This window comes from Streptomyces pristinaespiralis (assembly GCF_001278075.1).
Classification (GTDB): domain Bacteria; phylum Actinomycetota; class Actinomycetes; order Streptomycetales; family Streptomycetaceae; genus Streptomyces; species Streptomyces pristinaespiralis.
This window is the reverse complement of the sequence record NZ_CP011340.1, coordinates 2,705,911-2,719,655: the sequence shown is the minus strand read 5'-3', so window position 1 is coordinate 2,719,655 and position 13,745 is coordinate 2,705,911. Positions and strand designations below refer to the sequence as shown.

Genomic DNA, 13,745 nt, shown 5'->3' with positions numbered 1-13,745 from the left:
GGACCCCATGCCCATGCCCGCCCCCGATTTCTCCTGGCACTTCACACCGGGCAACCGGTTCGAGGAGGAGGGCGGACAGGCCGGCACGATGTCCGTGATCCCGGCAGGCGAGCTGTGGCTGCCCACGGGCAGGGTCGTGGCCTGCGACCCCTTCGTCTCGCTCGGCACCGGCGAGTCCGAGCCGTTCACCGCTGAGGTCCCGCCCGGCCGTTACCGCGTGGAGTGCGCCGTCGCCACGATCACCGAATTCGAGGAGGAGCGGGCCGACGGCGAGCCGCCGCACCTGCGGATCGCCGCCGCCCGCCTGGTGATCAAGGACACGGCGCCCGTCACCTGGGAGATCGCCCACCAGGCGGGCCAGGACCCGGCGGAGCTCGCCGACGACGAGTTCTTCGCCTACGGCGTCGACGCCGGTACCGGCTGCTTCTACGACGCCGCCTGCGACGAGTCCTTCCCCGACTGTGTGGGCGACAAGGGCCCGCTCTGGGACGCCTTCGACGCCGGTGGCGACGCCGGGCTCGGCCCGCACACGATCACCGCCCCCGACACCGGCCACAACCTGATCGCCTTCATGTCCGGCTGGGGCGACGGCGCCTATCCGACCTGGGTCGGCCGGGACACGGACGGCGATGTCACGTGTTTCGTCACCGACTTCTTCGTCGTCCCCTCGGAGGACGAGCGCGTCGCGGGCTGACACGCGCCGTACCGGACGTCGTCCCCGCCGCGTAATCTCGGCCCTATGCCGATCCGAGCCGTGCTCTGGGACCTCGACGACACGATCTTCGACTACGCGAGCGCCGACCGCGTCGGCATGAGCAAGCACCTCGCGCACGAGGGCCTGCCCGAGGGATACGAGAGCCTCGAGCAGGCCCTTGTCGCATGGCGGGCGATCACGGACGTCCAGTGGGCCCGGTTCGCCGCGGGCGAGACCGATTTCCAGGGGCAGCGGCGCGACCGGGTGCGTGCGTTCCTCTCCGCCCGGGACATGACCGACGCGGACGCGGACGCCTGGTTCGGCCGGCACGTCAGGCACTACGAGGCGGCCTGGTCCCTCTTCCCCGACGCGGTGCCCGTTCTGGACCTCCTCGCCCATGACTATCGTCACGGGATCCTGTCGAATTCGAGCATCCACAACCAGGAGCGCAAGCTGCGCACGCTCGGCGTGCGGGACCGTTTCGAGGCCGTCGTGTGCGCGGTGGAGATCGGGATCTCCAAGCCGGAGGCAGGGGCCTTCCTGGCCGCCTGCGAGGCCATGGAACTGGCTCCGCACGAGGTCGCGTACGTGGGGGACCAGCCGGACATCGACGCCCGTGGCGCCGTCGAGGCCGGACTCACCGGCATCTGGCTGGACCGCGCGGGGCTCGGCGGGCGTCCCGAGCTGATGAGGATCACCGGTCTCGACGAGCTTCCGGTCCTGCTCCGCGCCGATACCCGTTTTGGAGCGCCGTCCACCTTCGGGTAATGTTCTTCCTGCGCCAAGGAGAGCGGGCCGAAAGCCCGGGAGCCGGAAGCGCAGACCGAACAAGACCCCCAGCAGGGGGTTGAGTTTTGGTGGCCTATGGTGTAATTGGCAGCACGACTGATTCTGGTTCAGTTAGTCTAGGTTCGAGTCCTGGTAGGCCAGCTCGCAGAGCTTATCTGCAAAGCCCCCGTTGTGTAGCGGCCTAGCACGCTGCCCTCTCAAGGCAGTAGCGCCGGTTCGAATCCGGTCGGGGGTACAGATCCTTCCCGCGTGATCACCTGGGTCGCACCCGGTGTTTCGCACGGTGACAACATCCGGCTGTCGTCGGATGAGGATCGCTAGGGCCCCCGTTGTGTAGCGGCCTAGCACGCCGCCCTCTCAAGGCGGTAGCGCCGGTTCGAATCCGGTCGGGGGTACTGGTCTAAACCACCATGGGCTATGGTGTAATTGGCAGCACGAGTGATTCTGGTTCATTTAGTCTAGGTTCGAGTCCTGGTAGCCCAGCGCGTCGCAGGATGCATGCCCCCGTTGTGTAGCGGCCTAGCACGCCGCCCTCTCAAGGCGGTAGCGCCGGTTCGAATCCGGTCGGGGGTACAGAGTCCGAAGGGGCCTTCCGAGCAGTCGGAAGGCCCCTTCGGCGTTCCCGGGTCCGGCCGGGCGACGCTTCTTGGGCGGGTACTGCCGCGCGGAGGATCCGCTCCATCCGCCTTGTGCCGGCGACGAGTTCGGCGCCCGGAACCATGAGAGACCCCCGCCGTTCCGGAACGGCGGGAGCCTCGGGGGACCGGCTTCACACAGTGAGAGGTACCGGGTGGATCTCGTCGGCGGGGTGGCCCGTGCGCTCGTGGACACGCTGCACGGCGTCCGCGGAGGGGCCTTCGGACAGGCAGTACACGGTGCCCGTCTCCGGGTCCGCCCACGCGTTCTTGAAGTGCACGCCCTCCTCGCCCTCGATCGCGAGGTCCGCGCGGTGCGCCTCCATCAACTGATCATTCGTGATGCCCTTCATCCCGCGGTGTACGTCCATGAACTCGCTCATCGCTCCAGCACCTCCGTCGCTCGCAGGTACTTCCATGCTGCACCTGGCCGGGCCCGGGGACACCTCCGGCCGGCCCCTGCGGCGTTGAAGGGGCCGGCCGGACGTGGACGTACGGAAGTGAGGGATCAGCCGTTGCGGCGCAGGGCCTCGCTCAGGCGGGCGGCGGCGTCGATGACCGCCTGGGCGTGCATACGGCCCGGGTGGCGGGTCAGGCGCTCGATCGGTCCGGAGACCGAGACGGCGGCGACCACGCGGTTGGAGGGGCCGCGCACGGGCGCGGAGACGGACGCGACGCCCGGCTCGCGCTCGCCGATCGACTGGGCCCAGCCCCGGCGCCGGACGCCGGACAGGGCGGTCGCCGTGAAGCGCGCGCCCTGGAGGCCCCGGTGCAGGCGCTCCGGCTCCTCCCAGGCCATCAGGATCTGGGCCGAGGAGCCGGCCTTCATGGTGAGCGTGGAGCCGACGGGCACGGTGTCCCGCAGTCCGGACAGCCGCTCGGCCGCCGCGACGCAGATCCGCATGTCTCCCTGCCGGCGGTAGAGCTGCGCGCTCTCGCCGGTCACGTCGCGCAGATGCGTGAGTACCGGCCCGGCCGTCGCGAGCAGCCGGTCCTCGCCCGCCGCGGCGGCGAGCTCCGCCAGCCGCGGGCCGAGGATGAACCGGCCCTGCATGTCCCGCGCCACCATACGGTGGTGCTCCAGTGCCACGGCCAGGCGATGTGCCGTGGGTCGTGCGAGTCCGGTGGCCGCGACCAGCCCCGCGAGGGTGGCCGGACCGGACTCCAGGGCGCTCAAGACAAGGGCCGCCTTGTCGAGGACGCCGACGCCGCTAGAGTTGTCCATGCAACGATACTCGCGTCTCACTCTGTGAAACGCAAGTTCAATTTTCTCCGGAACTTGCCACGCTGTAGTGGCGGCCCGCGGACCAACGGGCACTGCACAAGATCTCTAGATGTGTCGGCGGCACAGCCGGCCGGAGGGAAAGCGATGGGTAGGACACTCGCGGAGAAGGTCTGGGACGACCATGTCGTCCGGCGCGCCGAGGGCGAGCCCGACCTCCTCTTCATCGATCTGCATCTGCTGCACGAGGTGACCAGCCCCCAGGCCTTCGACGGTCTGCGGAAGAACGGCCGGCAGGTGCGCCGCCTCGACCTCACCATCGCGACCGAGGACCACAACACCCCGACCATCGACATCGACAAGCCGATCGCCGACCCGGTCTCCCGCGTCCAGCTGGAGACCCTGCGCAAGAACTGCGCCGAGTTCGGCGTACGGCTGCACCCGCTGGGCGATGTCGAGCAGGGCGTCGTGCACGTCGTCGGCCCTCAGCTGGGCCTGACCCAGCCCGGCACCACCGTGGTCTGCGGTGACTCGCACACCTCCACGCACGGCGCGTTCGGAGCGCTGGCCTTCGGTATCGGCACCTCCCAGGTCGAGCACGTGCTGGCCACCCAGACGCTGCCCTTGGCCCGCCCCAAGACCATGGCCATCACCGTCGAGGGCGAGCTGCCCGACGGTGTCACCGCCAAGGACCTGATCCTCGCGATCATCGCGAAGATCGGCACCGGCGGCGGCCAGGGCTACATCCTCGAATACCGCGGCTCGGCCATCGAGAAGCTGTCGATGGAAGCCCGGATGACCATCTGCAACATGTCGATCGAGGCCGGCGCCCGCGCCGGCATGATCGCCCCCGACCGCACCACCTTCGACTACCTCCAGGGCCGCGACCACGCGCCCCAGGGAGCCGACTGGGACGCTGCGGTCGAGTACTGGAAGACGCTGCGTACCGACGACGACGCGGTGTTCGACGCCGAGGTCTTCATCGACGCCGCGGAACTCGCCCCGTTCGTCACCTGGGGCACCAACCCCGGCCAGGGCGCGCCGTTGTCGGGACACGTCCCCGACCCTGCTTCGTACGAGGACGCGTCGGAGCGCCTGGCCGCGGAAAAGGCCCTGGAATACATGGGGTTGACCGCAGGACAGCCGCTGCGTGACATCAACGTGGACACCGTCTTCGTAGGCTCCTGCACCAACGGGCGCATCGAGGACCTGCGCAACGCCGCCGCGATCCTGGACGGCCGCAAAGTCGCGAGAGGCGTACGGATGCTGGTCGTCCCCGGCTCGGTCCGCGTCGCGCTCCAGGCCGTGGAAGAGGGTCTGGACAAGGTCTTCAAGGAGGCCGGGGCCGAATGGCGGCACGCCGGCTGCTCCATGTGCCTCGGCATGAACCCGGACCAACTCGCGCCCGGCGAGCGCTCCGCCTCCACCTCCAACCGCAACTTCGAGGGCAGGCAGGGCAAGGGCGGCCGCACGCACCTGGTCTCCCCGCAGGTCGCCGCCGCCACCGCGGTTCTGGGCCACCTCGCCTCGCCCGCCGACCTGTCCGAAACCCCTGCGCCCGCCGGAGTCTGAACACCATGGAAGCTTTCACCACGCACACCGGCCGGGCCGTCCCGCTGCGCCGCAGCAACGTCGACACCGACCAGATCATCCCGGCGCACTGGCTGAAGAAGGTCACCCGCGACGGCTTCGAGGACGGGCTGTTCGAGGCCTGGCGCAAGGACCCCCAGTTCGTCCTCAACCGCCCCGAGCGGAGCGGCGCCTCCGTTCTGGTCGCCGGACCCGACTTCGGCACCGGATCGTCGCGCGAACACGCCGTCTGGGCCCTGCAGAACTACGGTTTCAAGGCCGTCATCTCCTCCCGCTTCGCCGACATCTTCCGTGGCAACTCCCTGAAGAACGGCCTGCTGACAGTGGTCCTCGAGCAGTCCGTCGTGGACGCGCTGTGGGAGCTGACGGAGACCGATCCGACGGTCGAGATCACCGTCGACCTCGAGAAGCGACAGGTCCTCGCGCCCGGAATCACCGCCGACTTCGAGCTCGACGAGAACGCCCGCTGGCGACTGCTGAACGGGCTCGACGACATCAGCCTCACCCTTCAGAACGAAGCGGACATCGCGGCGTACGAGGCGGGCCGGCCGGCCTTCAAGCCCCGCACAATTGACGCCTGAGCAGCGGTTTTCCCGAACTGCGCCCCTCGCCGGAAGGCGAGGGGCGCAGTCGTATGTTGAGGCCCCGTGGGGCGACAACTCGCCCCAGATGGCACAATCGGTGCATGGAACGCGACAGCCAACTCGAGCTCTACGAGGCGGTCGCGGCCCGGTTGAAGGAAGCGCACACAACGGTGCGCGAACTGCAAGTCCCGGAGGGCGTAAGGATGGCGCTGTCCCGGAAGCTGCTGGTCATCACGGCGGCGGCGAAGCACGATCTCCCCGGCGCGGCAACGCGTCTGGACCGGTTGATGAAGGACCTGGAAGAGGGTCGATTCCCCGAAGGCGGCTGACCTCAGAACTCCGCCGAGGTCGACTTCGTTGCGGCACTAGGGTGATTAGCCCGTTTCGTGTTTGATTTGCGGTATATATCTGCCTAACGTGCGAAAAAGCCAGGACGCGATCGTTCCGGCCAAATGTCTCCGAAGGGGAAGACGTGAACAAGGCGCAGCTCGTAGAAGCGATTGCCGACAAGCTCGGCGGGCGTCAGCAGGCCGCTGACGCCGTCGACGCGGTGCTTGACGCGATCGTCCGCGCAACGGTCGCCGGAGACCGGGTCTCGGTCACCGGCTTCGGCTCGTTCGAGAAGGTCGACCGCCCCGCTCGCTACGCCCGCAACCCGCAGACCGGCGAGCGTGTCCGGGTCAAGAAGACGTCCGTGCCGCGGTTCCGCGCGGGGCAGGGCTTCAAGGACCTGGTCAGCGGCTCGAAGAAGCTCCCCAAGGGAGGCGAGGTCGCGGTCAAGAAGGCCCCCAAGGGGAGCCTCTCCGGCCCGCCGCCCACCATCGCCAAGTCCGCGGCCAAGAAGGCCGCCGCGAAGAGGACCGCGGCGAAGAAGACGACCACGGGCGCCAAGAAGACCGCCGCGAAGAAGACCACCGCGGCAGCGAAGAAGTCGACGGCCAAGACGACCGCCAAGAAGACCACGGCCGCCACGAAGAAGGCGACCCCGGCGAAGACCACCGCCAAGAAGGCCACGGCGAAGAAGACCGCCCCGGCCAAGAAGGCCACGGCCAAGAAGGCGCCGGCCAAGAAGACCACGGCGCGCAAGACCACCGCCAAGAAGACGACCTCGAGGAACAAGTAGCGCCGAGGGCGCGACACCGGAACAAGCGGCCGAGCGCCGCACAGCCACTCACGCGCCGGGCCGGTCTCCCACTGGGAGACCGGCCCGCGGCGTGTCTTCGGCACCGTACGGGCGGCGCCCTCAGAACGTGTACAGCGTCACCAGCGTGACGCGGCGGCTCTCGCCCTCACCCTCGGTCTCGATCCGCACCCGCTGCCCCGGGCGCAGCAGCCGCAGGCCGCCCGCGTCGAAGGCCGCCGCGTCGAAGTCCACGGGGGTGCCGTCGTCCAGCAGCACACTGCCGCTGCGGGTCTCGGGGTCGTAGGTGTACGAGGTCGCCTGCATGGCGTCAGCCTAGTGCTCCCCGCCGGGCGGACGCCGCCGGTCACGGCACATGCCCCTGCCGGGCGTGCTTCCTCGGCACGGCCGGGGCGCCGGCCGCGAGGCGGCCCGCGGTGTGCCGGCCCACGCCCAGGGCGAGCGCGGCGGCCAGATCCTCCCCGGTGTCCACGTCCTGGCGCACGGAATCAAGGCCGTCGGACATGATTTCCGTGGCACCGGAAGCCAAATGCGCAAGGCGCGAAGGGCCGCCGAAAGCCGGGCGCAATTCCGCGCCCGGCCGGGCACAGAGCAAAGTCGTGCCGATTCCGGCCGCATCCGTCAGAAATGCCCGGGTAAATACCGAAGCCGCTGCCAGCGCTCTCGCCAATTCGGCGGTACGCAATGCGGGCAGGTCGGCGTTGAGCGCGGCGACCGCCGCGGAGGGGCGCGCGGCACGCACCACTTCGGCGCCGTGCGCCAGCGCCGCGTTGAGGCCCGCGGCGGGGGAGTCCGGCACGATCCTCGCCCCCAGCGCCGTGAGTCCGGCCGCGGCGGCCGGATCGTCCGTGACGACCGCCACATCCCGCACGGCCGGGCAGGCCAGCGCGGCCGCCACGGTGTCCTGGGCGAACGCGAGGGCGAGACGGGGCCGCAGCCTGTCGTCCGCCGCTCCCGCCAGCCGGCTCTTGGCCAGGGCCAGCGGCTTCAGGGGTACGACCAGGGACCAGACGAGGGCAGGCAGGGGGACCGGCTCCGTGTCCGTGTTGAACTCTTGGTCCATGCGCATCGGGCCCATTGTCGCCCGGATCGGAGAAGGTCCCGAGGGGAGGGGCCGCGGCCGGGGCGTACCGTGTTCTCGACAGACCAGAGGCCTGGGGCGACACTTGACCCCCAGCAGCCAGGCAATAGCCCGGTCGTAAGAGGAAGGTGTCCGAGTGTCCCGCCGTAGAATCGGCTTCTGGTACCGCCTGGCCGCGGTCATCGCAAAGCCGCCGCTGTTGCTTCTGTTCAAGCGGGACTGGCGGGGAACGGAACACATTCCGGTCGAGGGCGGATTCATCACTGCCATCAACCACAACTCGTACCTCGACATGTTCTCGTACGGGCACTTCCAGTACAACACCGGACGGGTCCCGCGGTTCCTGGCCAAAGCCGCGCTGTTCAAGACGCCCGTCGTCGGGGTCCTGCTGCGGGGCACCCGGCAGATCCCCGTCTACCGCGAGTCGTCCAACGCGGTCGGCGCCTTCCGGGCCGCCGTCGACGCGGTCGAGCGCGGCGAGTGCGTCGCCTTCTACCCGGAGGGCACGCTCACCCGCGATCCCGCGATGTGGCCGATGACCGCCAAGACGGGTGTGGCACGCGCCGCCCTGCAGACCAAGGCACCGGTCATCCCCGTCGCCCAGTGGGGCGCCAACTTGGCGATGCCGCCGTACGCCAAGGAGAACAAGGTCCGGCTCTTCCCGCGCAAGACGCTCCAGGTCCAGGCCGGCCCGCCGGTCGATCTTTCACGCTTCTACGACCTGGACCCCACGCCGGAAGTCCTGAAGGCCGCGACCGAGGCCATCATGGCCGCGGTCACGGAGCAGCTCGAGGAGCTGCGCGGCGAGAAGGCGCCGGATAAGCCCTTCGATCTGCGCGAAGTCCGCGCGGAGCAGCGCCGCAAGGCCGCCGGGGAGGAAGCGAAGTGACAAAGCCGGTCAAGGCCGCCGTCTTCGGAACGGGCTCGTGGGGCACGGCGTTCGGCATGGTGCTGGCGGACGCCGGCTGCGAGGTGACCCTGTGGGGACGCCGCGCCAACCTCGTCGACGCCGTCAACACCACCCGCACCAACCCCGACTATCTGCCCGGGATCGAGCTCCCGCAGAAACTGCGGGCCACCACGGACCCGGCGGAGGCGCTGCACGAGGCCGACTTCACCGTCCTCGCCGTCCCTTCCCAGACACTGCGCGGCAATCTCGCCGCATGGGCGCCGAAGCTGCCCGCCGACACCGTGCTCGTCTCCCTGATGAAGGGCGTCGAACTCGGCACCGCCAAGCGGATGAGCGAGGTCGTCGAGGAGGTCGCGCACGTGCCGGCCGACCGCGTCGCCGTGGTCACCGGCCCCAACCTCGCCAAGGAGATCGCGCAGCGCCGGCCCGCCGCCGCCGTGGTCGCCTGCCGTGACGAGGCCGTCGCGCAACGTCTCCAGGCGGCCTGTCACACCCCCTACTTCCGCCCGTACACCAACACCGACGTGGTGGGCTGCGAACTGGGCGGTGCGGTCAAGAACGTCATCGGCCTCGCCGTCGGCATCGCCGACGGCATGGGGCTCGGCGACAACGCCAAGGGCTCCCTGATCACCCGTGGTCTCGCGGAGACCACGCGGCTGGGCCTCGCCATGGGCGCCGACCCGCTGACGTTCTCCGGGCTCGCGGGCCTCGGCGACCTGGTGGCGACCTGCTCGTCGCCGCTGTCCCGCAACCACACCTTCGGCACCAACCTGGGCCGCGGGATGACGCTCCAGGAGACCATCGCCGTCACCAGGCAGACCGCGGAGGGCGTCAAGTCCTGCGAGTCGGTGCTGGACCTGGCCCGCCGGCACGGAGTGGACATGCCGATCACGGAAACGGTCGTCGGCATCGTGCACGAGGGGAAGCCGCCGGTCGTTGCTCTCAAGGAGTTGATGTCCCGCGCCGCCAAGCCCGAGCGACGCTGACGTCGTTCGAACCAGCGGGTAGTCTCATCGCGATATGAGCACCGAGAACCTCCCCCAGAGCCCCGAGCAGCAGCTCCGCAAGCCGCGCGTAGCCGTCGTCTTCGGCGGCCGCAGCTCCGAACACGGGATCTCCGTGGTCACCGCGGGCGCGGTGCTGCGGGCCATCGACCGCACCAAGTACGACGTCCTGCCGATCGGCATCACCGCCGACGGCCGGTGGGCGCTCACCGCCGACGAGCCGGAGCGGATGGCGATCACCGACCGCCGGACGCCGAACGTCGAGGAGCTCGCAGAGTCCGACGAGGGCGGCGTGGTGCTCTCCGTCGACCCCGGCAGCCGTGAGGTCGTCTACAGCGAGCCCGGCTCCGTGCCCAAGGCGCTCGGCGAGGTCGACGCCGTCTTCCCCATGCTGCACGGCCCGTACGGCGAGGACGGCACGCTCCAGGGCCTGCTCGAACTCTCCGGCGTCCCGTACGTCGGCTCCGGTGTGCTCGCCTCGGCCGTCGGCCAGGACAAGGAGTACATGAAGCGGGTCTTCGTCTCCTTCGGCCTGCCCGTCGGCCCCTACGAGGTGATCCGGCCGCGCGAGTGGGCGAACGACCCGGCGGCCGCCCGTAAGAAGATCGTGGACTTCGCGGGCGAGCACGGCTGGCCGCTGTTCATCAAGCCCGCCCGCGGCGGTTCCTCCATGGGCATCACCAAGGTCGACGACCTGGCGGGGCTGGACGACGCGATCGCCGAGGCGCAGCGCCACGACCCCAAGATCCTCGTGGAGTCGCTGCTGCGGGGCCGTGAGATCGAGTGCGGCGTGCTCGAGTTCGAGGACGGCCCGCGCGCCAGTGTCCCGGCCGAGATCCCGCCGGTGACCTCCCACGACTTCTACGACTTCGAGGCCAAGTACATCGACTCGGCGGCCGGTCTGGTCCCCGCCCCGCTCACCGACGAGCAGACCGCAGAGGTGCAGCGGCTGGCGGTCGCGGCGTTCGACGCGGCGTCGTGCGAGGGCCTGGTCCGCGCGGACTTCTTCCTCACGGAGGACGGCGAGTTCGTCATCAACGAGATCAACACCATGCCGGGCTTCACCCCGATCTCCATGTACCCGCGGATGTGGCAGGAGAGCGGCGTCGCCTACACCGAACTGGTGGACCGGCTGATCCAGGCCGCCCTGACCCGCTCGACGGGACTGCGCTGAGGGACGCGCAGCCCGCTGCGGTGAGGGACCCGTAGGTCAAAGCGTGGCCGGGACCGTCTTCTTGACGGGCCCGGCCAGGTCTGTGAGCGGGCCGATGTCGTGCATGTACCGGCCGCCGAGGGTGACCTCCACGTACGTCTCGCGGTACGTGGTGGTGAAGCGGGGGCCGTCGTCCCGCTCCTCCAGCAGCCAGTTGACGCCGTCCACCTCGACCCCCTGTCCCTGCGGATCGCTCATCCCCACCGGCCGGGCCACACCGCAGCGCAGTACGATCGCGGCATCGCCCCAGCCGGCGGTGAGTTCGGACGACGGCTCGGGGTCGTCGCGGTCGTGCCCGTCGACCGAGTCCGGCAGCTCCCCGTCCAGCGCGCGGCACAGGGCCGCTTCCTCGGCCGGGGGGCTGGGAACCGTGATCGACGCCGACGCGTCCGTGGAGGAGCAGCCCGCGGCGGCCACCAGTACGGCGGCTGCGGACAGGATCAGGGACCGGCGGCCGAAAGACGTCACCGGCCAAGGGTAGACGGGGGCTAGATGTGCACGACCGGGCAGGTCAGGGTGCGGGTGATGCCGTCCACTTGCTGGACCTTGGCGACCACCATGCGACCCAGGTCGTCGACGGTGTCGGCCTGCGCGCGCACGATCACGTCGTACGGCCCGGTCACATCCTCGGCCTGGATCACACCGGGAATCTTTCCGATGGCCTCGGCGACTGTCGACGCCTTGCCCACCTCGGTCTGAATGAGGATGTACGCCTGTACCACGGAGCCTCCAGGGCGGCACGAGGATCATGTCCCCTACCGTCGGTGGGGAGATCCCAGGGAGAGGGGTCGCCACGGTATCGCGTCGTCGCGGGCCACGGGGAGACCCTCGCGGCGGACGGCGCCCGCAGCGTGGCGTACGGCGAACAGAAGTTGACGTATCTCTTGACGGTACCGACAGCAGTGGCAGCTCGCGACCGCAGCAATCATGCTCGGCGTCCACGACTAGGAGAGGTGACTCGGTGAAGGGAACTGTGGGCGAGTTGGGGGAGTTCGGTCTCATCAAGGAACTCACCGCCAAGCTCACCACCACCCCCGCGGTGCGGCTCGGACCGGGCGACGACGCCGCGGTCGTGGCCGCACCCGACCGACGGGTCGTGGCCAGTACGGACATCCTGCTGGAGGGGCGGCACTTCCGCCGCGACTGGTCCACCGCGTACGACGTGGGACGCAAGGCGGCCGCGCAGAACCTGGCCGACATCGCCGCGATGGGCGCCGTGCCGACCGCGCTGCTCCTCGGGCTCGTCGTCCCGGCCGAACTTCCCGTCACCTGGGCCACCGAGCTGATGGACGGCATCCGCGACGAGTGCCAGGTCGCGGGGGCCGCCGTCGTCGGCGGCGACGTCGTCCGCGGCGAGACGATCACCATCGCGATCACGGCACTGGGCGATCTGCGCAACCACGAACCGGTGACCCGCGCGGGCGCGCAGTCCGGCGATGTCGTCGCCTACACCGGCTGGTTGGGCTGGTCAGCGGCCGGGCACGCCGTCCTGTCGCGCGGTTTCCGCTCCCCGCGGGCCTTCGTCGAGGCGCACCGCAGGCCGGAGCCGCCGTACCACGCGGGTCCCGCGGCCGCCGGGCTCGGCGCCACCGCGATGTGCGACATCAGCGACGGGCTCGTCGCCGACCTCGGACACATCGCCGAGGCCAGCAAGGTCCGGATCGACCTGAGATCGGGTCTCATCGACATCCCCACGCAGATGAGCGACATCGGCCAGGCCGTCGGCGTCGACCCGCTGCAGTGGGTGCTGACCGGGGGAGAGGACCACGCGATCGTGGCCACCTTCCCGCCGGACGTGAAGCTGCCCGCCCGCTGGAAGGTCATCGGCGAGGTGCTCAACCCGTCGGCGCTGCCCCAGGTGACCGTCGACGGGGCTCCGTGGACGAACAAGGGCGGCTGGGACCACTTCGGGGGCATCGAGGACGGCAAGTAGATTTCCGGGTATGGACATACCCCCTCGCGTGCTCACCGTCGCCGGATCCGATTCCGGCGGCGGTGCGGGCATTCAGGCCGACCTCAAGACCATGCTGGCCCTCGGTGTGCACGGCATGAGCGTGCTGACCGCGATCACCGCCCAGAACTCCCTGGGCGTCCAGGGCGCGTGGGAGCTGCCCGTCGAGGCGGTGCGCGCCCAGTACCGGAGCGTCGTCGACGACATCGGCGTACAGGCCGTGAAGACCGGGATGCTGTCCTCCGCCGAACTGGTCGAGACGGTCGCGGAGCTGCTCGCCGGCACGGACGCGCCCGTGGTCGTCGACCCGGTGGGCGTCTCCAAGCACGGTGACCCGCTGCTGGCCGCCTCCGCGCTCGACTCCCTGCGGACGAAGCTGCTGCCGACCGCGACCGTGGCCACGCCCAACCTGGACGAGGTGGCCCAGCTGACCGGCATCGAGGTCGGCGACGAGGCGGGCATGCGCCGGGCCGCGGAGGCCGTCCTCGGATTCGGGCCCCGCTGGGCGCTGATCAAGGGCGGGCACCTGGCCGGCGACGCGGTGGACCTGCTCACGGACGGCGAGGAGGAGCACTGGCTGCGCGCCCCGCGCCACGACAACCGCCACACCCACGGCACGGGCTGCACGCTCGCGTCCGCGGTGGCCTCGGGTCTGGCACAGGGCCTGACCGTCCCGGAAGCCGTCCACGCGGCCAAGGAGTACGTCACGGGGGCGATCGCGGCGGGCTTCGCGCTGGGCGCGGGGATCGGCCCGGTGGATCACGGCTGGCGCTTCCGCTAGGCCCGCCTGCCGCCTGCCGCCTGCCGCCTGCCGCCTGCCGCCTGCCGCCTGCCGCCTCCCGCCGGAATCCGCCCGGGAGGGGCCTGTCCCGTCGCCGGGCACGGCAAAAAGCCGGTCCACCGAGGTGGACCGGCTTTTCAAGGCAACCGG

Annotated in this window: 17 protein-coding genes and 5 tRNA genes; 16 read left to right on the top strand and 6 right to left on the bottom strand. The window is 70.2% G+C overall.

Features of this window, described 5'->3' with window-relative positions; all coding sequences use genetic code 11:
- The first annotated feature begins 7 nt into the window (after positions 1–7).
- The 7 genes from SPRI_RS11335 to SPRI_RS11305 all read left to right on the top strand — a co-directional run bounded on the left by SPRI_RS11335 (position 8) and on the right by SPRI_RS11305 (position 2,056).
- Complete coding sequence (locus SPRI_RS11335; RefSeq protein ID WP_037773668.1) at positions 8–694, top strand: DUF4241 domain-containing protein; 687 nt, start codon at positions 8–10, stop codon at positions 692–694.
- Between the two features lie 45 nt (positions 695–739).
- Positions 740–1,462: an HAD family hydrolase gene (locus SPRI_RS11330; protein ID WP_005311445.1), complete on the top strand. Its 723-nt coding sequence runs from the start codon at positions 740–742 to the stop codon at positions 1,460–1,462.
- 90 nt (positions 1,463–1,552) lie between these two features.
- Positions 1,553–1,624, top strand: a tRNA-Gln gene (locus SPRI_RS11325).
- A 21-nt stretch (positions 1,625–1,645) separates the two neighbouring features.
- Positions 1,646–1,718, top strand: a tRNA-Glu gene (locus SPRI_RS11320).
- 87 nt (positions 1,719–1,805) lie between these two features.
- Positions 1,806–1,878 (top strand) — tRNA-Glu (locus tag SPRI_RS11315).
- Positions 1,879–1,894: 16 nt separating this feature from the next.
- Positions 1,895–1,966: transfer RNA gene (locus SPRI_RS11310), tRNA-Gln, on the top strand.
- 17 nt (positions 1,967–1,983) lie between these two features.
- Positions 1,984–2,056, top strand: a tRNA-Glu gene (locus SPRI_RS11305).
- A gap of 196 nt (positions 2,057–2,252) precedes the next feature.
- On the opposite strand, the gene SPRI_RS11300 is transcribed toward SPRI_RS11305, so the two are convergent.
- Entirely contained in the window at positions 2,253–2,501 is a 249-nt protein-coding gene (locus SPRI_RS11300) for an SCO4226 family nickel-binding protein (protein WP_037773666.1), read from the bottom strand.
- A 125-nt stretch (positions 2,502–2,626) separates the two neighbouring features.
- The gene (ndgR, locus tag SPRI_RS11295) at positions 2,627–3,343 is read right to left on the bottom strand and encodes an IclR family transcriptional regulator NdgR (RefSeq protein WP_005311436.1); all 717 of its coding nucleotides are present in this window, start codon (positions 3,341–3,343) and stop codon (positions 2,627–2,629) included.
- A 144-nt stretch (positions 3,344–3,487) separates the two neighbouring features.
- On the opposite strand from ndgR, the gene leuC reads away from it, so the two are divergent.
- From leuC to SPRI_RS11275, 4 genes are all read left to right on the top strand, one after another.
- The gene (leuC, locus tag SPRI_RS11290) at positions 3,488–4,912 is read left to right on the top strand and encodes a 3-isopropylmalate dehydratase large subunit (protein ID WP_005311435.1); all 1,425 of its coding nucleotides are present in this window, start codon (positions 3,488–3,490) and stop codon (positions 4,910–4,912) included.
- A 5-nt stretch (positions 4,913–4,917) separates the two neighbouring features.
- Positions 4,918–5,511: a 3-isopropylmalate dehydratase small subunit gene (gene leuD, locus SPRI_RS11285; protein ID WP_005311434.1), complete on the top strand. Its 594-nt coding sequence runs from the start codon at positions 4,918–4,920 to the stop codon at positions 5,509–5,511.
- Between the two features lie 104 nt (positions 5,512–5,615).
- On the top strand, positions 5,616–5,843 hold the full coding sequence (locus SPRI_RS11280; protein ID WP_005311433.1) for an SCO5555 family protein: 228 nt from the start codon (positions 5,616–5,618) through the stop codon (positions 5,841–5,843).
- 143 nt (positions 5,844–5,986) lie between these two features.
- The gene (locus SPRI_RS11275; RefSeq protein WP_005311432.1) at positions 5,987–6,637 is read left to right on the top strand and encodes an HU family DNA-binding protein; all 651 of its coding nucleotides are present in this window, start codon (positions 5,987–5,989) and stop codon (positions 6,635–6,637) included.
- A gap of 120 nt (positions 6,638–6,757) precedes the next feature.
- On the opposite strand, the gene SPRI_RS11270 is transcribed toward SPRI_RS11275, so the two are convergent.
- Positions 6,758–6,961 (bottom strand): hypothetical protein, encoded by a 204-nt coding sequence (locus SPRI_RS11270; RefSeq protein WP_053556895.1) that lies wholly within the window; start codon positions 6,959–6,961, stop codon positions 6,758–6,760.
- A 40-nt stretch (positions 6,962–7,001) separates the two neighbouring features.
- Positions 7,002–7,724, bottom strand: a complete 723-nt coding sequence (gene cofC / locus SPRI_RS11265) for a 2-phospho-L-lactate guanylyltransferase (protein ID WP_053556894.1) — start codon at positions 7,722–7,724, stop codon at positions 7,002–7,004.
- Positions 7,725–7,872: 148 nt separating this feature from the next.
- Between cofC and SPRI_RS11260 the strand changes: the two genes are divergently transcribed.
- The 3 genes from SPRI_RS11260 to SPRI_RS11250 are packed head-to-tail and all read left to right on the top strand — an operon-like array spanning position 7,873 to position 10,824.
- A complete protein-coding gene (locus SPRI_RS11260) occupies positions 7,873–8,625 on the top strand; it encodes a lysophospholipid acyltransferase family protein (protein WP_005311430.1) in 753 nt (250 codons plus the stop codon).
- A complete protein-coding gene (locus tag SPRI_RS11255) occupies positions 8,622–9,632 on the top strand; it encodes an NAD(P)H-dependent glycerol-3-phosphate dehydrogenase (RefSeq protein ID WP_005311429.1) in 1,011 nt (336 codons plus the stop codon). The genes SPRI_RS11260 and SPRI_RS11255 overlap by 4 nt, the downstream gene beginning before the upstream one ends.
- 34 nt (positions 9,633–9,666) lie before the next feature.
- Entirely contained in the window at positions 9,667–10,824 is a 1,158-nt protein-coding gene (locus tag SPRI_RS11250; protein WP_005311428.1) for a D-alanine--D-alanine ligase family protein, read from the top strand.
- A 36-nt stretch (positions 10,825–10,860) separates the two neighbouring features.
- On the opposite strand, the gene SPRI_RS11245 is transcribed toward SPRI_RS11250, so the two are convergent.
- The gene (locus SPRI_RS11245; RefSeq protein ID WP_005311427.1) at positions 10,861–11,331 is read right to left on the bottom strand and encodes a DUF3515 domain-containing protein; all 471 of its coding nucleotides are present in this window, start codon (positions 11,329–11,331) and stop codon (positions 10,861–10,863) included.
- 20 nt (positions 11,332–11,351) lie between these two features.
- Positions 11,352–11,585: an Lrp/AsnC family transcriptional regulator gene (locus tag SPRI_RS11240; RefSeq protein ID WP_005311426.1), complete on the bottom strand. Its 234-nt coding sequence runs from the start codon at positions 11,583–11,585 to the stop codon at positions 11,352–11,354.
- Between the two features lie 239 nt (positions 11,586–11,824).
- On the opposite strand from SPRI_RS11240, the gene SPRI_RS11235 reads away from it, so the two are divergent.
- Together SPRI_RS11235 and thiD are read left to right on the top strand one after the other, a co-directional pair.
- Positions 11,825–12,796, top strand: coding sequence for a thiamine-phosphate kinase (locus SPRI_RS11235; RefSeq protein ID WP_005311425.1), 972 nt, complete (start codon positions 11,825–11,827; stop codon positions 12,794–12,796).
- A gap of 10 nt (positions 12,797–12,806) precedes the next feature.
- Positions 12,807–13,595: a bifunctional hydroxymethylpyrimidine kinase/phosphomethylpyrimidine kinase gene (gene thiD, locus SPRI_RS11230; protein ID WP_182327819.1), complete on the top strand. Its 789-nt coding sequence runs from the start codon at positions 12,807–12,809 to the stop codon at positions 13,593–13,595.
- Positions 13,596–13,745 lie beyond the last annotated feature (150 nt).